Origin of the sequence: Rhizobium fabae, from assembly GCF_003985135.1 — a bacterium.
Taxonomy (GTDB): domain Bacteria; phylum Pseudomonadota; class Alphaproteobacteria; order Rhizobiales; family Rhizobiaceae; genus Rhizobium; species Rhizobium pisi.
In genome coordinates this window covers 1-22,714 of sequence record NZ_ML133660.1, presented here as the reverse complement: position 1 = coordinate 22,714, position 22,714 = coordinate 1, and the positions used below count along the sequence as shown (strand labels likewise).

The following is a 22,714-nucleotide window of genomic DNA, read 5'->3' as shown; positions in this document are numbered from 1 at the left end:
ACAGATTTCCATAGGTGAGGGCTGGGATAAGTAAAGCTACGGAGGTCACAGTCTCGGGAGTTTTGGCACGAAGATCCGAGGGAAAGGTCGTATTGTGCATGCTCGACGCCGAGCACCCGCCTCTTCCTTCGAGGCCCCTGAGGGGCACCTCAGGATGAGGCTCTTTTGGCGTTTCACCGCAACAACTGTTCTCACCTTAAGGTCGGCCAACCACGGGGCTGACCGAGATGACATCCATTATATCAATCTGCAATCTGGCGCTCGCTTCCATCGGCAAGGACAGCATCAACGCGCTGAGCGAGCCGACGGTGGAGGCGCGTGCCTGTAACCGTTTCTTTGCACCGGCGCGGGATGCGCTGCTGCAAGCCTATCCCTGGCGATTTGCCGGCAGGACACGGTCTCTCGCCGAAATCGAAAATGATCGGCCGGGGGAGTGGGCCTATGCCTACGACCGGCCGGTCGACTGCCTGGCGATCAGGGGCATCCGTTCGACGCTCGACGTGAAGGGCGATGCTTCGGTCGGCGGCGTCTTTTCCGGCGGTGCGTCTACCTCTGCCGGCGGGCATGCCTATGACGCCGAGGGCGGCATGATCTATTGCAATGTTTCGCCCGCCTATTTGAATTTCACGGAACGGCTGATCGATCCGACGAAATATCCTCCGCTTTTCGTCGACGCGCTTTCCTGGCATCTCGCGGTGCGGCTCGCCATGCCTCTGACGCGCGATCCGCAGGTTAGGGGCCGCCACAAGCCGTTGAAACAGAAGCGTCGTAGCGCGACCTCCGCGTTGACCGGAAGATCGCAGCACAACGCGCAGACCACTTCCATCCTCACTTGAACCCAACTCGTCGCCCAACCATCTAATTCCTATACAACAGCGCCATGGCGGACCGTCGCAATCGCGATTGCTTTGCCGGCGGCGGGGCGGCCGTTCTTGCCGCCTGAGGATCAGATAATGGGTTATATGGACAAAGAGATCGTGCCTCAGAATGATGGGGCGCTGATTGATGCCTATTCGCAATCGATTGCGGCGGCGGTCGATATCGTCGGGCCGGCGGTCAGCCGGATCGAGAGGATCGGTGGCCGGCAGGGGCATGGCTCGGGTTTCGCCGTCTCGCCGGACGGGCTGATCATCACCAACAGCCATGTCGTCGACGACGCCAAGGTGGTTCGCATCACCACGCCCGACGGCTTCGTCACCGAGGGGCGGGTGCTCGGGCGTGACGTCGATACGGATATCGCCCTCATTCGCGCCAATTCCAGCACCGGGGCCTGGGCGAAGCTCGGGGATTCGCAGCGGCTGCGCAGGGGCCACATCGCGATTGCGATCGGCAACCCGCTCGGCTTCGAATGGACCGTCACCGCCGGCATCGTCTCGGCGCTCGGTCGGTCGATGCGGGCGGCGAGTGGCCGGCTGATGGACGACGTCATCCAGACCGATGCGGCGCTCAATCCCGGTAATTCCGGCGGGCCGCTGGTGTCTTCGGGCGGGGAGGTGATCGGCGTGAATACCGCCGTCATCCAGGGCGCGCAGAGCATCGCCTTTGCCGTGGCGTCGAATACCGCCAATTTCGTGGTTTCCGAGATTCTCCGCTACGGCCAGGTCCGGCGCGCCTTCATCGGCATCGCTGGCGACACGATCGTGCTGCCGCGCCGAGTGGCGCTTGCGGCCGGAACGCCGCAGACGACCTCCGTGCGCATCCGGCGCGTCGAGCCGGACGGGCCGGCGGCCAAAGGCGGGCTGCAGGAGGGGGATTATATCCTCGCCATCGACGGCAGCCCGGTCGGCGGCGTCGACGATATCGTCCGGTTGATGGACGGCAGCCGGATCGGCAGGGAAACGGAGATCCTGGTGTTCTCGGTGGCGGCAAAGATCGAGACGAAGACTTTGTTGCCGATGGCGCGGTCGTGATTCTCGGCCCCGTGGTTGCGGACCACTAGACTACTAGTGGCCGCGGGATCACTCCGCGACGGCGGGATCACCGGCGGCCGCGGGACCACGAGGTGGCCCCGGGGGTCACCGGGCGAAGCACGTTTCTTCGAGATGACTTTCCAAAAAATCTTCTAGGTCGCGATCCGTTTTCACTCTTCGGGTCGTCCTTGGTGTGTCCGAAACAGAAGGAGACATGCCATGTCCGACGAGCCCGTTATTTTGATCAATCTGCTGAAGGTCAAACCCGGCAAGCAGGATGCGCTGATCGCGCTCCTGACTGAGAATACCGACACGGTGATCCGCACGCTTTCCGGCTGGAAGACGACCCGGCTGATCGCTTCGAAGGACGGCGCCGGCGTCGTTATCTATTCGGAGTGGGAGACCTCAGCGGACGTCGAGGCGATGCGCAGCGATCCGCGCATGAAAGCCTATTTCCCCGGCATCATGGAGCTGGCGAGCCTGGATTCGATCATGGGCTCGGCGGCGCTGAGCAGGAGCCGGTGAGACTAACGTGAAAGCCGTCATCACCGGATTGGCAAAAGGAAAACCGCAATGGCTGGAATGGTCGTCATCTACAAGAAGCCCGCTGACGTGAAAGCGTTCGAAAAGCACTATTTCGAGACGCATATCCCTCTGGCGAAGAAGATTCCGGGTCTCAGGAAATATGAGATCAGCCACGGACCCGTCACGGTCATCGCCGGACCGTCCGATGTTCATTTGGTCGGCACGCTGCATTTTGACGATCTCGACGCGCTCAAAAAGGCGTTCGCAAGCCCGGAGGGCCGGGCGGCTGCGGCCGATCGCCAGCTTTATGCTCCTGATGACTCGGGCGTCCAAATGTTCCTTTTCGACAGCCGGGAAGTTTGACCTGTAGAGGTCACCAAACCATCAAATCAAGCAGGAGAGGATCGGCGATGTCGATACCCAAAGCAGCTTTCGTCCTGGTCCACGGCGGTTGGCACAACCGTTCGTCGTGGGATCGGATTACGCCGATCCTCGAGGCCCATGGCTTCGCGGCGCTGACGCTCGACCTTCCCGGTGCGGGAGGCAATGCGATAGCCCCGATATCGCTCGGCCATCGCCCGTTCGACCCGGCTGCGTTTGCCACCGAGCCGTCGCCCGTCGCGGGCGTTACGCAGGAGGAGCGGACGCAGGCGGTCGTCGCGTTGGTAAAGGAAGCTGCGTCACTCAGCGGCGGCCGGGTCATCCTGGTCGGGCATTCGGCTGGCGGGATGACGATTTCAGCGGTTACCGAGCAGGTTCCGGACTTGCTGCTCGCGGTCGTTTATCTCGCCGGCTTCATGGTGCCGAAGGGAATGCCGCTGCTGGCGATGCTCCAGCATGAAAGCATGTCTTCTGCGCTGTCGCCCGGGCTGTTCGTCGGCGACCCCACCGCCATCGGCGCGACGAGGATCCATGCAGGATCGACCGACGAGGCCTATCGATCGCTGCTCAAAGCTTCGTTTTATGGCGATGTGTCGGAGTCCGAATTCGCGCATGCGGCGGCGCAGCTTCATTGCGATGAATCGAACGCCGGCGCCTTGGCCCCATCGGAAATCACGCCGGAACGATTTGGCACGGTGCCGCGCCACTACATCCGCACCACACAGGATTGTGCCATCCCGTTGACCGGTCAGGATCACATGATAGCAATGGTGGACGAGGCCATCGGCGGCAAGACGACGACCCACATATTGGAAAGCAGCCACTCGCCATTCCTGTCGCGACCGGCCGGTCTGTCGAGGATTTTGATCGACATTTATGCGCAATCCCTGGCGGAGCAGAGCGCGGAAGCTCAGTAGGTCCTGACAACATGAACATGGACGAATTCGAGGAACGCCTGAAAGCGCTGCGGCCACGCCTTCATCGCTACTGCGCGCGCATGACGGGATCGGCCGTTCATGGCGAGGATGTCTTGCAGGATAGCCTCGTCAAGGCGCTTCAAGCGCGGGCAGAGGGCGCCGCGGTGGATAATCTCGAAGGCTGGCTGTTTCGCATCGCCCATAATACCAGCCTCGATTTCCTGCGCCGCAGGTCCCGTAACACGGTCGTTCCGCTGACCGAGGACATCGAAGCTGCGCCGATCGCCGAGGCTGATATCGTCGCGATCAGCTTTCAGACGTTTCTGCGGCTGCCTGAACTTCAGCGCTGCGCTGTCCTTCTCAAGGATGTTCTCGGTCATTCGGTCGATGAGATTGCCGGCATTGCCGAATGCTCTCCGGCCGCCGCCAAATCGGCGCTTCAGCGCGGGCGGGCTCAGCTGCGGCTGCTTGCGCAGGCGCCCGAAGATATCAGGCTGCCGCTGATATCAGACAAGGACCGGCGGAAGATGGCCGCCTATGTCGATCTGTTTCGGAGCGGCGATTTCGACGCGATCCGCGCCATGCTCGCCGATGACGTGAAGCTCGATCTGGTGAACCGGCTCCACTGGCAAGGGCGCGACAAGATCAACCCCTATTTCACGCGCTATGCGGAAGAGACGAAATGGCGCTTTGCCCTCGGCGCGGTTGAAGGACAGCCCGCCATGCTGGTCTTCGACAGCACCGGCGCGATGGAAAGCCCTGCGCACTTTGTCCTGATCGACTGGTCAGAAGGCCGGATCATCGAGATCCGGGATTTCCTGTTCGCTCCCTATGTGCTCGAAGCGATAGACTGGGTGCGGCTCGGCTGAAAGTTTCTCATCACATTGCGTTCAATCCACAGTCCGCTTCCATGTTCAAAGGACGCGCTTTATGGAATGACGGCGAGCACCGGGGTTGCGGTGTCGAGGAGGGTTTCCTCGGTGGCGCCCGATGCCGTCTGGATGCGGGCCTCGCCGGTCTTTCTGGCGCGTTCGACCTTGGCCATGATCTGCTCGCCGCCCCGGGTGCGGCAGATGGAGAGGACGCCGATTGCCGCCGTTTCGACTTCGTCGGTGTGGCTGAAGAGGATCACGGCATCGTCCCAGATCGACAATGGCCCGAAGGCTGCGCGCACCTGGGCGGCGATGACCTGGCCTTCGACGAAGTCCCGGACGGCGGCCTTGGCACGATCGATGACGGCCTGGGGCAGCGGGCGCGGCTCCTTCAGCCGCTCGACCGAGCCTTCCTCGTTGATAACAGCCGCGAGCAGAATACGGGTGGGTGTGCCATCAGGCTCGACCGAGACACCGGCATGATTGAGCACGTCCGAGAGCGAAACGCCCAGGAACAGCGCAATCTGGTTTGCTTCTTCCATCTTCATTCTCCGCGTGCCAGACAGCATGCGCGACGCGGCGGAAGGATCTATGCTGAGATGCCGCGCAAGGCCCCTGACAGATTTCTGCCGTTCGTCCAGCTTCTGGAAAAACCACTTCTTGTCGATTTCGGTCATCCCGATTCCTCCAAGCATCGTTGAATGGAACCGAGTTGTTGCATATTTCGCAACAAGCGACAAGCGCATGCGACATTTCCGCATTGCGTTGCGTAAATTGCATGGCTGCGACTGAATCCAGCGGCGCCAAGCGCCATACCGGCTGGTGAGAACTCCCGTTGTTCCTCTTTCCTTCTGCAACCTAGATAATTGACACCGACTGGTGGAGTCAATACGAAGAGGAAAATATTCCTTCTTTCGGTCGAGGCGAGGCGGGCAACCCCGATGGTTTCGGAATAAAATCCCATTTCAGGTGAAGTCGCTCTTGACGATGTTGTTATCGCATTATATGTTGCAATTATCGCATCAATTCGGAGCGAACATGCAAAAGCTCGGTAAGGACCGCAAGACCCTGTGGCGCAAGGTTCACGAGAAAATCGGCCTTTCTCCGGCGGAGCTGGCGCGGGCAATCGGGCGTCATCGCTCGAAGATCAGCCGCGCGCTCGGCGATGGTGAGGGGCTGATCAGCGGCCGCGACCAGCTGTTGCTAATGAAGGTGGCGCGCGAGCGCGGCATCGCGCTTTCGGCCGATGAAATGATGCCGGAGCGGCGATGAGCGGGCGGCAGCCCTGGAGCATTCTCCGTCAGGCGGAGCTGCTCGATGGACTCGTCGGCCATTGCCTGATGCGCGGCGGGGCGCCGGCCGACGAGGCTCTGATAACGATCTCGCGCGCCGAAGCAAGCGAGCTCCAGGTGCTGGCGCGCCTGATGTGGCGCATGGCGCCCTATGAGGACGAGATCCGGCGGCTGATCGCCGGCGCATGATCCAAGTCGCCAGGCGGCGACAAACGCTTTGAACAGAAAATAGGCCGGCCGAACGGGACGGCCGGACGGACTGAAAGAGATGGAGAATCCGATGACAGCAGTGGACAGGAAAGTCAGATTGTCGCCGGCGGCGCCCAAGCGGCCGGTTTCCGCGGAGGGAGTTGAACATGCGCGGAAAGAGCGTGTCTTGGAAAAGGCAGGGGCGGGTGCTGCGGAAATGGAGCCGATCAACTGCCCTTGCTGCAAGCAGCCGGTGGCAGCGCCCACGCTCGAGATCGTCGTCGATCGTTATGATGTGACGCCGCTTCAGGCGCGCATTCTCGGCGCGGTGTGGCGCGGAAAGGGAATGCCTGTGCAGACCGAGCGGATCTTCGACGCGATGTATGTCGACGATCCCGATGGCGGGCCGTCGCCGACGCGCATGTATGCCGCCTTCAAGGTGGCGCTCTGCCATCTGCGCACCCGGCTTGATGGTTCCGGCATCGGCATCGAGAATGTCGGCTACCGCCAGGGATACCGCCTGGTGATGGCAGGCGAGATCACGCCGGCTCGCCGCGCCTGAACGGCCGGACATGCCGAATTGAATTTCCGCCGCCCGAGCTTCTATCGCAGCTAAAGCGCGTTGTATCGAATTGATTGACGCAATGCGCCTTGGCTCTTGCTTGCCATGCATGTCGTTATCCCAAGCCGCCGCGCGCTTTTGGGCGACATGCATCCGCCAAAACGTTGTGACGATCACAACGATCAAAACCAGGGGACGGATATGACCGACGTCGAGCGCGTGCGCCGTGAGATTTGCCTGTCCGATGTGGCGGCCGGTCATGGGCTTGCATTGAAGCGGGCCGGGCGAAGGGCCGGATCAAGCCCGGCGTCACGCGCAACTGGGCGCTGTTCCTCGAACATCACCCCGATCTCGCGGGCATCTTCGCCTTCGACGCTTTCAAGATGCGCGTCGTACTGATGCGCCGGCCGCCCTGGGACCCCGCCAGGGGCAACTGGCGCGAACGTGCGCTGCAGGATCGCGATTACAGCGAAGCCGTCATGTGGCTGGAGGGAAACGACATGACGCCGAAGGTCGCCACCATCGCCCCGGTCATCCAGACGGTTGCCGAACATGCGCGTTTTGACCGGCTGACCGACTATCTCGAGGGCCTCGCCTGGGATCGCAGGCCGCGGCTTCACAACTGGCTGACCTACTACATGGGCATCGAGGATACGCCCTATGCCCGCACGGTCGGCATGCGATGGCTGATCTCGAGCGTGGCGCGCGGGCTGCAGCCGGGCTGCAAGGTCGATACGATGCCGATCCTCGAAGGTCCGCAGGGAGCGCGGAAATCCACGGCCGTGCGCATGCTCTGCGGCGACGATTTCTTCACCGACGAATTGTCCGACATCGGCTCGAAGGACGCGATGATGGAGATGCAGGGGATCTGGGGGCTGGAGGTTGCGGAGATGCACCGCTTCAACGCTTCGGAGACCAGCGCGGTCAAAAAGTTCCTGCGCAGGCAGACCGACCGTTTCCGCCCGCCCTACGGCCGATCGGTGATCGAGGCGCCGCGCCGCGTCTGCCTCTGCGGCACGATCAATCCCGACGGCAACCCTTATCTCAAGGATACCACAGGCGGCCGCAGCTTCTGGCCGCTGACGGTCGGGCGCATCGATATCGAGGCGATCGGCGCCGACCGCGACCAGCTATGGGCCGAAGCCGTCGCTCTCTACAAGGCAAAGACGCCCTGGTGGGTGCAGGAAGAAGAGCAGCAGGCAGTTGTCGCCGAGCAGGAGAAGCGCACTGATGTCGACGTCTGGGTTGAGGTGATCGTTCCAACGCTGAAAGGCCGGAGATCGGTCGCCCAGCTCGATATCCTCAAGAGCCTCGGAATATCGGCCAAGGACGCCGACTGGCGCCACGCCGGCCGCATCGGCCGCATCATGAAGAAACTCGGCTGGACCGCGAGCCGCGACCGAAGAGGCGGCGAGGATAAGGTGGTGTTTCTCAATCCGATCTTTGAGGAGGGTGGCGTGGGGACGCGATCTCCAGGAAGCAGCGGCGTAGCGCCGGTGGAACGACAGCACTTGCAACCGGCGGCGCCGGCTCGAATGCGGCGGTTGGCGGCGAAATCAACTGGCTACTGATTGCGGGGGGTGTTGCGGTCGTCGTGGTCGTCGCGCGACTGCTGGTGTTGAAGGCGCGACAGAACAGGGAGCGTGCTGCGGCTTATGAGGCTCTGGCGAAGGTGTCGTGAGCGGCGTCTAGGGATCTCTCGCGGCTGATCCAATCCTCGGCGATATAAGAGGGAACACCGCGCCGCCACTTGTCTCTTCTCCCCAGCGGGGAGAAGGTGCCGGCAGGCGGATGAGGGGGTTTCACGGCACGTCGGTCAATATTGCTCTTCGCTTGCGCTCAGTGCATTCGCTCCTGACGTCGCTCACCCCCTCATCTGCCCTAACGGGCATCGACCGGGGCGAGCCACGGGTCTCGCCCGTCCTGCGGACCCCCGCTCGGGCGAAGAGGGAGTGTGCCGCTGCCTCATCCCCAGCTATCTAGGAACTCCAGTGGGATGAAAAGTAGCAGTATGCCGGCCACTCACCCCTAGGAAAACATCACCCAACGTCAGGCACTTACCGCCTCTTGCTCCACCCCCGAAAAATCCACCGCCGCAAATGCTGCCGCGATCACCTCTGGCCCGGCGCCGCTTTTGGCTGCATCGGTGGAGAGAATCTGGCGATAGCGCCTCGCGCCGGGGAGGCCGGTGAAGAGGCCGACCATGTGGCGGGCGACGTGCTGCAGGCGGCCGCCGCTGGCGATATGGCGTTCGGCATAGGCCATCATCCGGTCGCAGAGCGCCTGCCAGTCCGGCTCGGCCGCCGGAGCGCCGAAGAAGCGTTGGTCGACGTCCGCGAGGATCGCCGCATTTTGATAGGCTGCCCGGCCGAGCATGACACCATCGACATGGGCGAGGTGGGCGGCGGCTTCATCAAGCGTGCGGATGCCGCCGTTGATGCCGATGAAGACATCGGGCCAGCGCTCTTTCATCCGGTAGACGATGTCGTAGTCGAGCGGCGGGATCTCGCGGTTCTCCTTCGGGCTCAGGCCCTTCAGCCAGGCCTTGCGGGCATGGATCCAGATCGCGTCGGCGCCGGCATCGAGAACGCGGGTGATGAGATCAGGCAGCGCCTCTTCCGGCTCCTGCTCGTCGACGCCGATCCGGCATTTCACCGTCACCGGCGCGGCCGCGACCGCCTTCATCGCCGCGATGCATGCGGCCACCGTTTCAGGCGTCAGCATCAGGCAGGCGCCGAAGGTTCCCGACTGCACGCGGTCGGACGGGCAGCCGACATTGAGGTTGATCTCGTCATAGCCGTAGGGTTCGGCAAGCTTCACCGCCTCGGCAAGCTTGGCCGGGTCCGATCCGCCGAGCTGCAGCGCCAGCGGATGTTCCGCAACGTCATGACCAAGCAGCCGGTCGCGCGGGCCGTGGATGATCGCATCCGCCACCACCATCTCGGTGTAGAGCAGCGCCTCCCGGCTGATCTGGCGGTGGAAATAGCGGCAATGCCGATCCGTCCAGTCGATCATCGGGGCCACGGCGAAGACAGGCCTCTTCTCAGTCATCGACGTTTCCGTTGTTCCTTGCTTTCATGGCGCCCCCATGCGGGCGCCGCATCGCTGCGCCAGCGGAATTATCCATCAAGCGCGCATATAACACTTGGCCGTGCGATCGACAAACGGCCACGCCACAAACAGAAACGGCGCCCCTTGCGGAGCGCCGTCCATGCCGCCGAAGCGGAAGTCTGACTTACGAAGCCGAGATGTTGACAGCCTTCGGGCCCTTGCCCATGCGATCCGGCTCGGTGTCGAAGGTGACCTGCTGGCCTTCGCGCAGCGACTGGATGCCAGAAGCCTGCAGCGCGGAGATGTGGACGAAAACGTCCTTTGCGCCGCCGTCCGGCGTGATGAAACCAAAACCCTTGTCCTGGTTGAAGAATTTTACGGTGCCCTTGGTGGCCATTGGGATAGTCCTTTTCCCTTAGTCTGTGTAGTATCCGCGCCCCCGAGAGGAAGCGGACGGCTTTAGCTTTCGCCCCGGTCGTCTGGGACGAAGGGTCAGTCGGAGAAGTCACGTACGGGGAAAGAACGTCTACGTAGGCGGGTATTCCCGCGCGCCCTCCGTCACGGAAGGGATTACCACATCGGTCCAGTCACCGGCATGCAAATGCCCGAGTACTTGGATTGGTGCCAGCATTTCGGGCAAAAAGCAAGCCACTTTATTGCGGCATGGCCGCAATTATGACGGGAAATGCCGAAGATTCAGGTACTTGACGAAAAGTTAGCAGACAGTTGCACGGCTGTGCCATATCGGGATCCTGTGCCGGAACGAGACGACGCGGGCGATTTCGATAGCCGGCCTGGATTCTCCCAGAAGTAGTCCTGGTGGCGGTGCAACGCCGCCGACAACCCTTGGAGGCCGCCTTCGTCATGCCTCTGGCGCGGTGGCCTGCTTGCGCACCTTTCGGCGCAGGAACCAGACCACGAACGGTGAGAGCAGGAACGCTTCCGTGAAATTGATCGCCGACGATGCCACGAGTTCGTTGGGCGCAACGGCCACAGGGCCTGCGAAATAGAGGGCAAAGAACGCCATGACAGTGGCGGCTAAGGCGGTTACGACGGTGCAAAGCCAGGCGAGCAGGGAATAGAGGAAGCCGCTCGGCAACCGCGTGCAGATGAGCTGCGAAACGACGATCGAAAGGCCGAATATAAATATAATCATGAGCATGACTTATCCCTTCGGCGTTCAAGCCGACAACCCGCACCGTGCATTTCCGCCTTTCCATGAGCCGGAGGGCCGCCTCAAAGAATCGGTTCCGCTCTTGCAGCACGGCAACCGCAGGACGCGGCCGTCAGCAGGAGTGTTGTTCAATGTCGGTGAAATCCCGGCAGGGCTTTAGACAGTTTTAACCTTGCGGATATCCGAGCGGATGGTGGGAATTCCGCGGTTGGGGCGCAGCACCTGTTCATGCCGAGGCGCAGAATCCACAGGCTGGAGTCGAAGCACTGGCACTCACTCGAAGCGGAGAGCGCCGGCGCCTCTTGCCGTCGGCCTGTCTCTCAAACCACTCCGGACGCATGTCTGCGTCCGGGGGAATCGACGCCTGTCGCGCAAAACCACTGCATGGTTTTGCGCGGGATGGCCTAGATCAAAGCCTCATGCGACAAGCTCGAGAACGACGGTTCGAAGACGTCCTTCACGGCGAGCGTGAAATCGTGGCTGGTGGCGTTTCCGTCCGCGTCATTGGCTTCGGCGGTAAAGGTCAGGCTATGGGTGCTTTCGTAGTCGATCGCCGCCTTCGTCTGGATCTTGTTGCCGACGAGCTTGAAGATGCCGTCCGCATCATCCGTCAGCCGCCACTTCACGACGCCGCCTTCCGGATCGACGGCCGAGAGAAGACCGACTGCGGTGCCGATGGCGACATTCTCGGAGATCGACGCGCGGGAGAAAGCGAGGTTGATCGGCGCCTTGTTGACCGGGGCTTCGTTGACGTCGAGCACGTTGATCGTGAAGTCCTTTTCGACGGTGACCTTGCCGTCGGAAATGGCGACCTTGATCGTGTGCGACTTGTCGGTCTCGTAATCCAAAGCCTTCGAGGTGACGATGCGGTTGCCGTTGAGCCGGAAGTGATCGCCGGCGCCATCGAGCAGCGTGTAGGTGAGGGCGTCGCCATCGGCATCCTTGGCGCTCAGCAGGCCGACCGTGGTCCAGAGCGGTGTGCTCTCCAACAGGGAGGTTTTCGAAAGCTGGATATTGGTGGGCGCGCTGTTGCTGACGTTGGGCGTGAAGGTTCCCTTGGCAAAGTCATAGATACCATCGGCGAAACGGGCGATTTCGATGTCACGCAGCGTATCCGTGCCCTCCTTGGCGCTCGTCAGGATGCGATCGCCATTGCTGGTCGCGAAGGAGTAGTTGGCGAAGTTTCCGGAGAAAACGGCCGTGTCGACGCCGGCGCCGCCAAGGAGCACGTCGTTGCCGGCGCCACCTTCGAACGTGTCGTTGCCGCCGGTGCCAAAGAAATAGTCGTTGCCGGCGCCGGTCTTGACGTCGATGCCGAAGGCGGTGCCGAAAATGTCGACGTGGCGGTTTGCCAGCTCGTCGGAGAGGTCGGCATGGGCGCTATCCGTCAATGTCAGCGCGAGGACGTCGTTCTCATAGCCTGGCTTGTCGTATTTGACGATCTTGTCGAAGCTTTCGAACTGGGCGGCCGAAGCGAGAACCTCGGCTCCCGCCGTTTCAAGAATTTCGACGTTCTTGATCGTCAGGCCGGCAAGCCCGATGAATTCATTGCCAGGACCCAAGGTCGGCTCGATGACCCGCAGCGTATCCGTGCCGGCGCCGCCGTCGATCACTCCGGAAATCGCGGAAGAATGCGTCTGCAGGTTGATGGCATCATTGCCATCGCCGGCGTCAATATCGAAGGTCTCGGGGGCGGTGGAAACATTATCGCCGTCGGTGATCTTGTCGTCGCCCGCTCCACCCTTGATGACGTCGTTTCCGGTGCCGCCGAAGATCTGGTCGTTTCCTGCGCCGCCGGTCAACTTGTCATTGCCGGCATAGCCGTTGATCACGTCGTTGCCTGCGCCACCATCGAAAATATCGTTGCCGGCGGTTCCCTCCAAGTGGTCGTTGCCGCCGCCCGTCGTCACGTCGATACCGGAGGCGCTGCCGGTGATGTAGGCCCCACGGCTTGCCAGTTCGTCGGAAAGATCGACATGGGCGCTGTCCGTCAACATCAGACCGAGGCCAGAGTTCTGGTCGCTGGGGCTGTTCGAGAAGACGATCTTGTCGAAGCTTTCGAACTGCGCGGACGAACCGGCAACCATCGATCCCGCCGTTTCAAGGATTTCGATATTCTTGATCGTCAGGCCCTGCAGCCAGGGGGCTCGCAGAATATCAATTCCAGAACCGCCATCGATTGTTCCGGAAAGCACATGAGTGTCGGTCTGCACGGTTATGGTATCTGCGCCGTCGCCAGCATTTATGTCGAAGGTCTCAGGGGAAGATCCGAAGAGCTTACCATCGGTGATAGTGTCGTTGCCCGTGCCGCTCCTGATGATGTCATTTCCATCATTGCCATAGATGATGTCGTCGCCGGCGCCGGTGTCGATGATGTCGTTGCCGGCGGTCCCGGCGAAGTAGTCTCGCGTGCTTCCAGTCGTGACGTCGATACCGGAAGTGTTAAGAGCGCCATAGATGAAGACCCGATCGGCTATCAGCTCTTCGGAGAGGTCGACATGGCCGCTGTCCGCCAAATGCAGGTAGAGGCCAAGTTGGGAGGTGGTGGTGATCTTGTCGAAGCTTTCGAGTTGCGCGGACGATCCCGTAACACCGTTTGACCCTGTTTCGAGAATCTCGAAATTCTTGATCGTCAGGCCCGTCATATCTTCGGTCTGCAGCGTGTCGGTGCCGGCGCCGCCGTCGACTGTTCCGGATATCTGGACGAAGGGCCCCTTTTCCAAAATCACGGTATCGTTGCCAATGCCGGCATCAATATTGAAGACTTCAGCGACGTTAGAAAAGTAATCGCCATCGGCAATCGTATCGTTACCCGCGCCGCCCTTGATGACGTCATTACCGCCGCCGCCCAAGATCAGGTCATTACCGTCGCCGCCGTTTAGTGTGTCATTACCAGCGCCGCCGTTGATGGTGTCGTTACCCGCACCTGTCGTGATCGCATTGGCGCTGCTCGAGCCCGTCACGTTTGCGGAAACCGATCCAAGTTCATCGGCAAGGTCCGCCACGCCGGAGCCGGAGACAACCAGAGTGACAGGCGAGGAAGGGTTGGCGGCTGAGTCCCAGATAACGTCGTAAGCTTCGAACTCGGCACCGGTCTTGGTGACTGTGGCGCCGTTCGTGTCGAGAATATTCAAGGCCATATGGAAACTTTCAAAAAGGTGCGCTTTGCCGACGCATCTCTGCGTCGGCGGCAATCACGTCGCGATCAGATCAGCGCTTCATGCGACAGCGCGGAGAAGGACGGTTCGAAGACGTCCTTCACGGCGAGCGTGAAATCGTGGCTTGTGGCGTTTCCGGCCGCGTCATAGGCTTCGGCAGTGAAGGTCAGGCTGTGGGTGCTTTCGTAATCGATCGCTGCCGTCGTCTGGATCTTGTTGCCGACGAGCTTGAAGACGCCGTCGGCATCATCCGTCAGCCGCCACTTCACGACGCCGCCTTCCGGATCGATCGCCGAGAGAAGGCCGACCGCAGTGCCGATCGCGACATTCTCGGAGATCGACGTACGGGAGAAGGCGAGGTTGATCGGCGCCTTGTTGACGGGCGCTTCGTTGACGTCGATGACGTTGATCGTGATGTCCTTTTCGACCGTGACCTTGCCGTCGGAGACGGCGACCTTGATCGTGTGCGACTTGTCGGTCTCGTAATCGAGAGCCTTCGAGGTGACAATGCGGTTGCCCTTCAGCCGGAAGTGGTCGCCGGCCCCGTCGAGCAGTGTGTAGGTAAGGGCGTCGCCATCGGCATCCTTGGCGCTGAGCAGGCCGACCGTCGTCCAGAGCGGGGTGTTCTCGGAGAGGGCGGTTTTCGACAGCTGGATATCGGTCGGCGCGCTGTTGCTGCTATCGGGCTTGAAAGTTCCCTTGGCGAAGTCATAGACGCCATCGGCAAAGCGCGCGAATTCGACGTCTGTCAGCGTGTCCGTTCCTTCCCCAGCGCTCGTCAGGTTATGATCGCCGTTGTTCAATGCGAAGGAATAATTGGCGAAATTGCCGGAGAAGATTGCGGTGTCGATGCCGGCGCCACCATTGATGGTGTCGTTTCCGGCGCCGCCGATCAATTTGTCATTGCCGGCCTTGCCATTGATGATGTCGTTGCCGCCGCTGCCGTCGAAAATGTCGTTGCCGTCGGTGCCGGTAAATTCGTCGTCGCCGTTGCCGGTCTTAACGTCAATGCCGGAGACATAGCCGGTGACGAAAGCCCCGCGATCTCCCAACTCATCGGAAAGATCGAGGTGGGCGCTGTCCGTCAATGCCAATGAGGGGTGAGAACCGCTTGCGAACGGATCGGTCGAGTAAACGATCTTATCAAAGCTTTCGAATTGCGCGCTTGAACCGGCAACCGACCATCCTGCCGTTTCAAGGATTTCAATGTTCTTGATCGTCAGGCCCTGGAGCGAGAAGGCTTCGAGACTATCAATCCCGGCACCGCCATCGATCGTTCCGGAAACCAGTGGAATGAATCCCTCCAAGGTGATGGCATCGTTGCCATCGCCCGCATCGATGTCGAAGACCTCAGGGATATGGCCGAAGCCGCCACCATCGGAGATCGTATCGTTGCCCGCGCCGCCTCTGATGACGTCATTTCCGATGCTGCCCACGATCTGGTCATTGCCGTCGCCGCCGTTCAGAATATCATTGCCGTCTCTGCCCGCGAGCAGGTCATTGCCATCACCGCCATTCAGCGTGTCATTGCCATCACCGCCACGAAGCTGATCGTTTCCGGCGCCGCCGTTCAGCGTGTCATTTCCGCCACCGCCATCGATGTGGTCGTTGCCTGCGCCCGTCGTGATCACATCGTCGCCGCTTGAGCCCGTCACATTTCCTGAGCCTGAGCCCAGTTCGTCAGCAAGGTTCACCGTGCCCGAATCCGAGATGACCAGTTTGACAGGGACGAGAGGATTGATTTCGGAGTCGCGGATGACGTCGTAGGCTTCGAACTCGGCACCAGTCTTGGTAATCGTAGCGCCGTGCGTATCCAGGATATTCAGCGGAGTACCCGGCCCAGGACCGTTGACGGTGAAAGTCTCGGTGGCGAAATTGTAGAGGCCATCGGCAAAGCGCGCGAATTCGACGTTTGTCAGCTTATCCAGGCCCTCAAGCGCGCTCGTCACGACACGGCTGCCATTGTCGATCGCCAGGGAATAGTTGGCAAAGTTACCTGAGAAGACCGCGGTGTCGATGCCGTCGCCGCCATCGATCGTGTCGTTGCCGGCGCCGCCGGTCAGTTTGTCATTGCCGCCATTGCCATTGATGATGTCGTTGCCGCCATTGCCGTCGAAAATGTCGTTGACGTCGCTGCCCGCAAACTCATCGTTGCCGCTGCCGGCCTTGGCGTCAACGCCGTCATAGCCGGTGATGAAGGCGCCGTTGGCTCCCAGTTCGTCGGAAAGATCGAGGTGGGCGCTGTCCGTCACCGCCAATGAGGGACGAAAATCAAAAAACGGATCGTTCGCGCCAATGATCTTATCAAAGCTTTCGAACTGCGCGCTCGAACCGTTAACCTGCGAGAACCCCGTTTCAAGGATTTCGACATTCGTGATCGTCAGGCCCTGGAGCGATTGGGCTTGCAGCGTATCGATCCCGGTGCCGCCATCGATTGTTCCTGAAATCAGTGAAGCGAATCTCTCGATGGTTATGACATCGTTGCCTGCGCCGGCATCAATGTTGATGAGTTCCGGCTGGAAGCCGTCAGGTCCCGGCAGAAAGATGGTAAAACCACCATCGGTGATCCTGTCGTTACCGTCGCCGCCGATCAGTTTGTCGTTGCCGCTGCCGCCAGTGATCGTGTCGTTGCCTGCGCCGCCGTTCAGCGTGTCCGCGCCGTCACCGCCCAACAGCGTGTCGTTGCCTGCGCCCGTCGTGATCGTGCTGCCGCTGCTTGAGCCCGTCACCCTCGCGGAGACCGAACCCAACTCGTCGGCCAGATCGGCAACGCCGGAATCCGAGACAACCAGAGTGACAGGTGAGGAAGGATTTGCGGCTGAGTCCCGGATAACGTCGTAAGCTTCGAATTCGGCGCCGGTCTTGGTAATCGTTGCGCCGTTCGTGTCCAGAATATTCAAGGCCATATTGAAACTTTCCAAAAAGATGCGTTGCATTCTATGAAAATGAGAAATCCTCAGTAGAACTGTTCTTGCAGCTTCAACGGACGACAACCCCCTGGGGATCTATGCCAATCCCTGATTAAGTTTTCAATGCAAAATTGTGTCTTTTCATTGCTTTTTAATGAAAAACTAAGGATGAAATACTCGGGAAATCAATTTTAATTTGAGAACTCAAAGCGGTGCTTTGGTCTCCTAAATAGTACTATTTTTCATTTTCGGCCGGGATGCTCTCGGGAAAATTGTGTTTTCAGCGGTTCTCCAGCGGTATCGTGCCGCGCGACCATTCGCCTCACCATCTTGGGTTGGTGTTGGTTTCGACCTGCCCCTGCTTCTTGCGCGGGGGGCCTTACACGAGCTTGATGAGGCCCGCTTCCGTCGGTCTGAAACCGCAGGCGCGGTAGAAGCCGGTCAGGTGCGGCTCGAAATCGACATGCAGCCATTCGGCGCCGCGTTCGCGGGCGAGGTTCGTCGCCTGGCGGATCATGCGCGTGGCGATGCCTTGCCTTCTCATGTCGGGATGGACCGATGTGTCGAGGATGAAGGCATGGATGCCGCCGTCCCAGGCGACGTTGACGAAGCCGACGAGCCTGTCGCCGTGGTAGGCGCCGATATGGGCGAGGCTGCGGGAGAGGATGGCGGTGAAATCCCGGCTGTGCGGGCTGCCCCAGGCGGCGGAATGAGAGCATTCAGTTCGGCGGCGGAGGGGAAGGGGTCGATGCGCAGTTCCGGCATGGGCGGTTCCCTTCATTCAGCGGGCATGGCGCTTCCCGATCAGCGGGCGGGTTGTGAAGGCGGGCCACACCGCCTGTCGGCGCATGGCGCTATGGCAAAGGGTCCTGACCGCCGCCTACTCCTCATCGCCCAGCAAGGCACTCAAACTCCAGGGGGCCTCGCCCTGCTGGTTGGCGATATCCTCCACCTTCCAGCCGCCGTGCTCCTTCACCAGCGTGTAGTAGAGCGTCACGTTTTTGCCGTTGCGAAACTGCACCTCAAGCTCGGCCCGGCCGTTCAGCAGGATCGGCTGGCCGATCCTGAGGTCGCTTGCCTCGCCATCCTGTCCAGCAATGACGGGATCGAAATCGATCGCCCCGACATCCCCTTCCGCCGTATTGTCGAGATCGGCCTGCAGTATCTTGTTCAGATGGTCGGAGAAGAAAGCCGAATAGGGCGAGGGGCCGTCGTCATCGGCGCTCTCGGGATCGAAGCTGTAGAGCGCCTGCAGCAGGGCCTTCGGGGTTTTGAAGGTCTCGGCGAGAGCGGGAGAGGCGATCAGCGCGGACAAAGCGAGGGCAAGGGCGGGCAGGCGCATGCGGGCTCCTTCTGGTGACGAGGAATTTATAGCACGAGTCGCAGATGCGGGCATTCCCGCTGGGGTGCAACTGAGGCTTTGTTGACACTCTTGCGGCCTGGAACACCTAGTATTCCCCGGCGGAGAGAGCTCGTGTGAGGACGCATATTCGTCAAGATGTCGCTTGAGGAACTGATCGGCAATTTCCATTTGCAGTGAGAGGCGGGATGTCGATGGATGGATCCCCATCCACTCCCTCATCTCTGTGCCTGTCACAGAGATCCAGCCTGCTCAAGTCCTTGAGCAGGAAAGACTCTTTCCCTGCCGTCACGCGTCCCACCCCAGCCTAAGGAAGTGTCGCCGCTTCGCCGTTGACACTCCAAGGCATTCAGTCATCTTCCGATCCTGTTGCTCGGTGGGTCGCTGATGCCTGGATTGCAGGCCTTTTTGCGCCGCAGCAATTACAGATAGCGCAGGTGCAGAAAGCTGAGGATCAATTAATTCGAGCGAGGTTTGATTTCACGGCCGATGTGGGGAGGAGAATCACCGCCCCGGCCGCCCAGTCTTCCCCTTCGTCCGCCCCTTGCGCTTCTGCTCGCCCGGGTCCTCATAACTCCCGACACCCGTCTTCCCGCGCACCACCGGCCGCACGTCATCACGGTCCGGCTGGCCTTCAAGCAGCGGTGAAAACCGCTTCGTGCCCTTGGCGGCATCGGGCTTTTCCGGCACGTGGCCGATGACCGGCTTTTCCGTTCGGCCGACGGTCATTTCGTCGAGGTCGTTTTTGCGGAAAAGGCTCTTGTTGGCGGGTTCGGCGATGTCGCGGCCCATGTCGTCCAGGTCCGGTTTGCGGAAGAGGGGCGTGGTCATGTCGGTGCCCGGACCCATGTCGTCGAGGCGGGGTCTGGAGAAGTAGGAGGTTCCACGCTCGCCCTCGTGGTTCGAGACGGCCCCTTGGGCCTCCTCACCATGAGGGCTGCTGCTGGAGACCGTTGCCTTGCCCTTGCTGTTGGTGCGGCCGCCTTTGCCTTCCATCGCCTTCGCTTCTTCTCTCGCCATCGGGTCGTCCATGGCGGCGAGTTCGACGGCTTTGAGGCGTTTGATTTCGTCGCGGAGGCGGGCGGCTTTTTCGAAGTCTAGGTCGGCGGCGGCGTCGCGCATGCTCTTTTCGAGCGCGTTGAGGTGGGTCTGCAGGTTGTTGCCGACGAGGTTGCCGCCATCGGCGAAGCCCTTGCCCGAGACGCCCGAGATGTCGGCGCGGACGTGGTCGCGTTCGTAAACGCTGTCGAGAATGTCGGAGATCCTGGCTTTCACCGATTCCGGGGTGATGCCGTTTTCGGCGTTGTAGACCATCTGCTTTTCGCGGCGGCGGCTGGTTTCCTCCATCGCCCGTTTCATCGAGCCGGTGACGTTGTCGGCATAGAGGATGACCTTGCCGTCGACGTTACGCGCTGCACGGCCGATGGTCTGGATCAGCGAGGTCTCCGAGCGCAGGAAGCCTTCCTTGTCGGCGTCGAGAATGGCGACGAAGCCGCATTCGGGAATGTCGAGGCCTTCGCGCAAAAGGTTGATGCCGACGAGCACGTCGAAGGCGCCGAGGCGAAGATCGCGGAGGATCTCGATCCGCTCCAGCGTGTCGATGTCGGAGTGCATGTAGCGCACGCGGATGCCCTGCTCATGCAGATATTCGGTCAGGTCCTCGGCCATGCGCTTTGTCAGCACGGTGCAGAGGGTGCGGTAGCCCTTGGCCGACGTCTCGCGGATCTCGCCGAGCACGTCGTCGACCTGGGTGCGGGCCGAGCGGACCTCGACCGGCGGGTCGATCAGGCCGGTCGGTCGGATCACCTGTTCGGCGAAGACGCCGCCGGATTGCTCCATCTCCCAGCCGCCCGGCGTGGCCGAAACGGCGATCGTGTCGGGGCGCATGGCGTCCCATTCCTCGAAGCGCAGCGGCCGGTTGTCCATGCAGGAGGGCAGGCGGAAGCCGTATTCGGCCAGCGTCGCCTTACGGCGGAAGTCGCCGCGATACATGCCGCCGATCTGCGGCACGGTGACATGGCTTTCGTCGATGAAGACGAGGGCGTTGTCGGGGATATATTCGAACAGCGTCGGCGGGGGATCGCCGGGGTCGCGGCCGGTGAGGTAACGTGAATAGTTCTCGATGCCCTGGCAGGAGCCGGTAGCTTCGAGCATCTCGATATCGTAGCGGGTGCGCTGCTCCAGGCGCTGGGCCTCCAGCAGGCGGCCGGCCTTCTCCAGTTCGGCGAGGCGAAGCCTGAGCTCTTCCTTGATCGACTTGATGGCGCCGTTCAGCGTCGGGCGCGGGGTGACATAGTGCGAATTGGCGTAGATCTTCACCGACTTGAGGTCACCGACCTTCTGGCCGGTGAGCGGATCGAACTCGGTGATGGCGTCGATCTCGTCGCCGAACATCGAGATGCGCCAGGCGGCATCTTCCAAGTGGGCGGGGAAGAGCTCGATCGTGTCGCCGCGCACGCGGAACGAACCACGGGTGAAATCCATGTCGCGGCGCTTGTATTGCTGGGCGACGAGGTCGGCCAGCAGCTGGCGCTGGTCCAGCCGGTCGCCGACCGACATCTGGAAGGTCATCGCCGTATAGGTCTCGACCGAGCCGATACCGTAGATGCAGGAGACCGAGGCGACGATGATGCAATCGTCGCGTTCGAGCAGCGAGCGCGTCGCCGAGTGGCGCATGCGGTCGATCTGCTCGTTGATCGAGGATTCCTTCTCGATATAGGTGTCGGAGCGCGGCACGTAGGCTTCCGGCTGGTAATAATCGTAATAGGAAACGAAATATTCCACCGCATTGTCGGGGAAGAAGTTCTTGAACTCGGAATAGAGCTGGGCGGCCAGCGTCTTGTTCGGCGCGAGGATGACGGCCGGGCGCTGCGTCGCCTCGATCACCTTGGCCATGGTGAAGGTCTTGCCGGAGCCGGTGACGCCGAGCAGCACCTGGCTGCGGTCGCCATTCTCCAGCCCCTCGACGAGATCGCGGATGGCGGTGGGCTGGTCGCCGGCCGGCTCGTAATCCGATTTCATCAGGATGCGGATGCCGCCTTCCGACTTGTCGGGGCGGGCAGGGCGGTGCGGCGTCCAGATCTTGCCGTTCTTGTGCAGCGGATTGCCGCTCTCGATCAGCGCCGACAGCGCCTCGACAGTGGCGGTGACGGCGGTGCCCGCCTGCAGCGACGAGGCCTCCTCCAGCGTCGTATCCATGCCGGAAACGGGATTGAGGCCGGCCGCCGCGCGCGTCTTCGGATCGGTCGAGCCGCCCATGGAGGTGCCACGTGCGCTCTTTGAAGCGGCGATTTCCACCTTCTTGCGGTGCTTGCCAGCCTTGGAGGCGATCTGGCGCTGAGTCTCGACGCCCGAGGCCTCGGCATCAGCCTCCAGCTGCTTCACCCAATCGGCAACGGAGCCGGACAGCGGCGCGCCCTCGAAGGACGATTGAGGGGCTTCCTCGAAGCCATTCGGGGCGGGGGATTTCTTCGGAGATCTGGCCATGGCGGGAATATGGAGAGAGTCAGCGCGAAAGGGAAGAGGGAAGAGTACAAAAGGGAAACGAACTGTGTGTTCGGAAGTTGGAATAATTTGGCGGGCGCTTAGCTCACGGCTTGGGTAAGATTACTGCACCTATACGCCAAGAGCGGTCGTGCACTCTCAAGGCTTGGTTTCCGTCGTGCACTGCATGTTCGCATTGAAGAAATTGAGATGAATGCCAAGTTTTTCGTCAGTACTGCTGAGCTGCACGTTGACGCTTTCTCCCGAGGGTGAAGTGAATCTGACGTCGATATTCGATATCCATGTCGGCCCAATCGGAAATGTCACAATGGTGGTTGCCGGCTCGCCATATTCTATTCGAAAGTCTTGCACGATCAATGCGAAGTCATGAAGTCCGCCGTCGCGATGCTGTTGGATAGAGGCGACTTTGTCGTCGCATACGAAAAGACCGAGATTCGACCCTTCCACGAGCCAATTGCCAGGTAGGAAGGGCGAAAGTTCCTTCAATCTCCAACCTTTTTCGCTCGCATTCCGCTGGGCATCGGCAAACGAGCTGCCCAATTTGAAATCGTGCAAACCGTCCAGCGTTTGTGCGCAAGTTGCGCCGGTTGACAGTGCCGTCAGAGCAAAAGCAAAGCCGCAAATTAAAGGCAGTCCATTGAGCATGAAGGCCGTCCACTGTAAAAAAAGCTTGAATCCTCTACTGCTATAAGCAACTGCCGACCGTTTATCGAATGCTCAATACAAAGATTGGTAGATAGATTGAAAATATCCCACAATCGGCATGCGATCATGTCCCAGGACGTGGTGTAGCTTAGACGACCACGGCTCATCCCAGAGGGCCGGATGAGTGTCAGCTTGCTGCTGGCAGGCTGATGAGGGGATCATCGCTCATTGTGGCGATTGTCTCAAGTGTCATGTAGCGGGATCG

General features: G+C 60.9%; 19 protein-coding genes and 1 pseudogene. 10 read left to right on the top strand and 10 right to left on the bottom strand.

Features of this window, described 5'->3' with window-relative positions:
• Positions 1-227: 227 nt before the first annotated feature.
• The 6 genes from EFB14_RS27405 (at position 228) to EFB14_RS27380 (ending at position 4,602) form a co-directional block, all read left to right on the top strand.
• Positions 228-836 carry a phage connector family protein gene (locus EFB14_RS27405; RefSeq protein WP_183605083.1) on the top strand — a complete coding sequence of 203 codons (609 nt, stop codon included), beginning with the start codon at positions 228-230 and terminating at the stop codon, positions 834-836.
• 117 nt (positions 837-953) lie between these two features.
• The gene (locus EFB14_RS27400; RefSeq protein ID WP_125848767.1) at positions 954-1,910 is read left to right on the top strand and encodes a S1C family serine protease; all 957 of its coding nucleotides are present in this window, start codon (positions 954-956) and stop codon (positions 1,908-1,910) included.
• Between the two features lie 219 nt (positions 1,911-2,129).
• Positions 2,130-2,435 (top strand): putative quinol monooxygenase, encoded by a 306-nt coding sequence (locus tag EFB14_RS27395; RefSeq protein WP_125848765.1) that lies wholly within the window; start codon positions 2,130-2,132, stop codon positions 2,433-2,435.
• 48 nt (positions 2,436-2,483) lie between these two features.
• Entirely contained in the window at positions 2,484-2,798 is a 315-nt protein-coding gene (locus tag EFB14_RS27390) for an EthD family reductase (protein ID WP_086433120.1), read from the top strand.
• Between the two features lie 47 nt (positions 2,799-2,845).
• Positions 2,846-3,733: an alpha/beta fold hydrolase gene (locus tag EFB14_RS27385; protein ID WP_126829630.1), complete on the top strand. Its 888-nt coding sequence runs from the start codon at positions 2,846-2,848 to the stop codon at positions 3,731-3,733.
• A gap of 11 nt (positions 3,734-3,744) precedes the next feature.
• Positions 3,745-4,602, top strand: a complete 858-nt coding sequence (locus EFB14_RS27380; RefSeq protein ID WP_126829629.1) for a sigma-70 family RNA polymerase sigma factor — start codon at positions 3,745-3,747, stop codon at positions 4,600-4,602.
• A gap of 59 nt (positions 4,603-4,661) precedes the next feature.
• Here the strand turns inward: EFB14_RS27380 and EFB14_RS27375 are convergent, their stop codons facing one another.
• Positions 4,662-5,282 carry a helix-turn-helix domain-containing protein gene (locus tag EFB14_RS27375; RefSeq protein ID WP_125848758.1) on the bottom strand — a complete coding sequence of 207 codons (621 nt, stop codon included), beginning with the start codon at positions 5,280-5,282 and terminating at the stop codon, positions 4,662-4,664.
• A 361-nt stretch (positions 5,283-5,643) separates the two neighbouring features.
• On the opposite strand from EFB14_RS27375, the gene EFB14_RS27370 reads away from it, so the two are divergent.
• From EFB14_RS27370 to EFB14_RS27355, 4 genes are all read left to right on the top strand, one after another.
• On the top strand, positions 5,644-5,877 hold the full coding sequence (locus tag EFB14_RS27370; RefSeq protein ID WP_126829628.1) for a hypothetical protein: 234 nt from the start codon (positions 5,644-5,646) through the stop codon (positions 5,875-5,877).
• Complete coding sequence (locus EFB14_RS27365) at positions 5,874-6,086, top strand: hypothetical protein (protein ID WP_126829627.1); 213 nt, start codon at positions 5,874-5,876, stop codon at positions 6,084-6,086. Before EFB14_RS27370 ends, EFB14_RS27365 begins: the two co-directional genes overlap by 4 nt.
• 91 nt (positions 6,087-6,177) lie before the next feature.
• The gene (locus tag EFB14_RS27360; RefSeq protein WP_245438313.1) at positions 6,178-6,648 is read left to right on the top strand and encodes a hypothetical protein; all 471 of its coding nucleotides are present in this window, start codon (positions 6,178-6,180) and stop codon (positions 6,646-6,648) included.
• A 233-nt stretch (positions 6,649-6,881) separates the two neighbouring features.
• The gene (locus EFB14_RS27355; protein WP_126829626.1) at positions 6,882-8,219 is read left to right on the top strand and encodes a virulence-associated E family protein; all 1,338 of its coding nucleotides are present in this window, start codon (positions 6,882-6,884) and stop codon (positions 8,217-8,219) included.
• A 478-nt stretch (positions 8,220-8,697) separates the two neighbouring features.
• Here EFB14_RS27355 and dusA read toward each other — a convergent pair whose 3' ends face one another.
• The 9 genes and pseudogenes from dusA to EFB14_RS27310 form a co-directional block, all read right to left on the bottom strand.
• A complete protein-coding gene (dusA, locus tag EFB14_RS27350) occupies positions 8,698-9,699 on the bottom strand; it encodes a tRNA dihydrouridine(20/20a) synthase DusA (protein WP_126829625.1) in 1,002 nt (333 codons plus the stop codon).
• A gap of 184 nt (positions 9,700-9,883) precedes the next feature.
• On the bottom strand, positions 9,884-10,096 hold the full coding sequence (locus tag EFB14_RS27345) for a cold-shock protein (RefSeq protein WP_003540801.1): 213 nt from the start codon (positions 10,094-10,096) through the stop codon (positions 9,884-9,886).
• A 465-nt stretch (positions 10,097-10,561) separates the two neighbouring features.
• Entirely contained in the window at positions 10,562-10,855 is a 294-nt protein-coding gene (locus EFB14_RS27340; RefSeq protein ID WP_125848746.1) for a hypothetical protein, read from the bottom strand.
• A 422-nt stretch (positions 10,856-11,277) separates the two neighbouring features.
• The gene (locus tag EFB14_RS27335; RefSeq protein ID WP_126829624.1) at positions 11,278-14,013 is read right to left on the bottom strand and encodes a metal-binding protein; all 2,736 of its coding nucleotides are present in this window, start codon (positions 14,011-14,013) and stop codon (positions 11,278-11,280) included.
• A 65-nt stretch (positions 14,014-14,078) separates the two neighbouring features.
• The gene (locus EFB14_RS27330; protein ID WP_126829623.1) at positions 14,079-16,937 is read right to left on the bottom strand and encodes a metal-binding protein; all 2,859 of its coding nucleotides are present in this window, start codon (positions 16,935-16,937) and stop codon (positions 14,079-14,081) included.
• 382 nt (positions 16,938-17,319) lie between these two features.
• Positions 17,320-17,705, bottom strand: a pseudogene (locus EFB14_RS27325) (GNAT family N-acetyltransferase).
• A gap of 115 nt (positions 17,706-17,820) precedes the next feature.
• Positions 17,821-18,282: a DUF3828 domain-containing protein gene (locus tag EFB14_RS27320; protein WP_125848740.1), complete on the bottom strand. Its 462-nt coding sequence runs from the start codon at positions 18,280-18,282 to the stop codon at positions 17,821-17,823.
• A 522-nt stretch (positions 18,283-18,804) separates the two neighbouring features.
• Complete coding sequence (gene uvrB, locus EFB14_RS27315) at positions 18,805-21,786, bottom strand: excinuclease ABC subunit UvrB (protein ID WP_125848738.1); 2,982 nt, start codon at positions 21,784-21,786, stop codon at positions 18,805-18,807.
• A 156-nt stretch (positions 21,787-21,942) separates the two neighbouring features.
• Complete coding sequence (locus tag EFB14_RS27310) at positions 21,943-22,449, bottom strand: hypothetical protein (protein ID WP_126829622.1); 507 nt, start codon at positions 22,447-22,449, stop codon at positions 21,943-21,945.
• Between the last annotated feature and the right edge of the window lie 265 nt (positions 22,450-22,714).

Excerpts from the sequence above, each read along its gene's own strand:
- EFB14_RS27405 (WP_183605083.1), top strand. The coding sequence starts at position 228 with ATGACATCCATTATATCAATCTGCAATCTGGCGCTCGCTTCCATCGGC.
- EFB14_RS27400 (WP_125848767.1), top strand. The coding sequence starts at position 954 with ATGGGTTATATGGACAAAGAGATCGTGCCTCAGAATGATGGGGCGCTG.
- EFB14_RS27395 (WP_125848765.1), top strand. The coding sequence starts at position 2,130 with ATGTCCGACGAGCCCGTTATTTTGATCAATCTGCTGAAGGTCAAACCC.
- EFB14_RS27390 (WP_086433120.1), top strand. The coding sequence starts at position 2,484 with ATGGCTGGAATGGTCGTCATCTACAAGAAGCCCGCTGACGTGAAAGCG.
- EFB14_RS27385 (WP_126829630.1), top strand. The coding sequence starts at position 2,846 with ATGTCGATACCCAAAGCAGCTTTCGTCCTGGTCCACGGCGGTTGGCAC.
- EFB14_RS27380 (WP_126829629.1), top strand. The coding sequence starts at position 3,745 with ATGAACATGGACGAATTCGAGGAACGCCTGAAAGCGCTGCGGCCACGC.
- EFB14_RS27375 (WP_125848758.1), bottom strand. The coding sequence starts at position 5,282 with ATGACCGAAATCGACAAGAAGTGGTTTTTCCAGAAGCTGGACGAACGG.
- EFB14_RS27370 (WP_126829628.1), top strand. The coding sequence starts at position 5,644 with ATGCAAAAGCTCGGTAAGGACCGCAAGACCCTGTGGCGCAAGGTTCAC.
- EFB14_RS27365 (WP_126829627.1), top strand. The coding sequence starts at position 5,874 with ATGAGCGGGCGGCAGCCCTGGAGCATTCTCCGTCAGGCGGAGCTGCTC.
- EFB14_RS27360 (WP_245438313.1), top strand. The coding sequence starts at position 6,178 with ATGACAGCAGTGGACAGGAAAGTCAGATTGTCGCCGGCGGCGCCCAAG.
- dusA (WP_126829625.1), bottom strand. The coding sequence starts at position 9,699 with ATGACTGAGAAGAGGCCTGTCTTCGCCGTGGCCCCGATGATCGACTGG.
- EFB14_RS27345 (WP_003540801.1), bottom strand. The coding sequence starts at position 10,096 with ATGGCCACCAAGGGCACCGTAAAATTCTTCAACCAGGACAAGGGTTTT.
- EFB14_RS27340 (WP_125848746.1), bottom strand. The coding sequence starts at position 10,855 with ATGATTATATTTATATTCGGCCTTTCGATCGTCGTTTCGCAGCTCATC.
- EFB14_RS27335 (WP_126829624.1), bottom strand. The coding sequence starts at position 14,013 with ATGGCCTTGAATATTCTCGACACGAACGGCGCCACAGTCACCAAGACC.
- EFB14_RS27330 (WP_126829623.1), bottom strand. The coding sequence starts at position 16,937 with ATGGCCTTGAATATTCTGGACACGAACGGCGCAACGATTACCAAGACC.
- EFB14_RS27320 (WP_125848740.1), bottom strand. The coding sequence starts at position 18,282 with ATGCGCCTGCCCGCCCTTGCCCTCGCTTTGTCCGCGCTGATCGCCTCT.
- uvrB (WP_125848738.1), bottom strand. The coding sequence starts at position 21,786 with ATGGCCAGATCTCCGAAGAAATCCCCCGCCCCGAATGGCTTCGAGGAA.
- EFB14_RS27310 (WP_126829622.1), bottom strand. The coding sequence starts at position 22,449 with ATGCTCAATGGACTGCCTTTAATTTGCGGCTTTGCTTTTGCTCTGACG.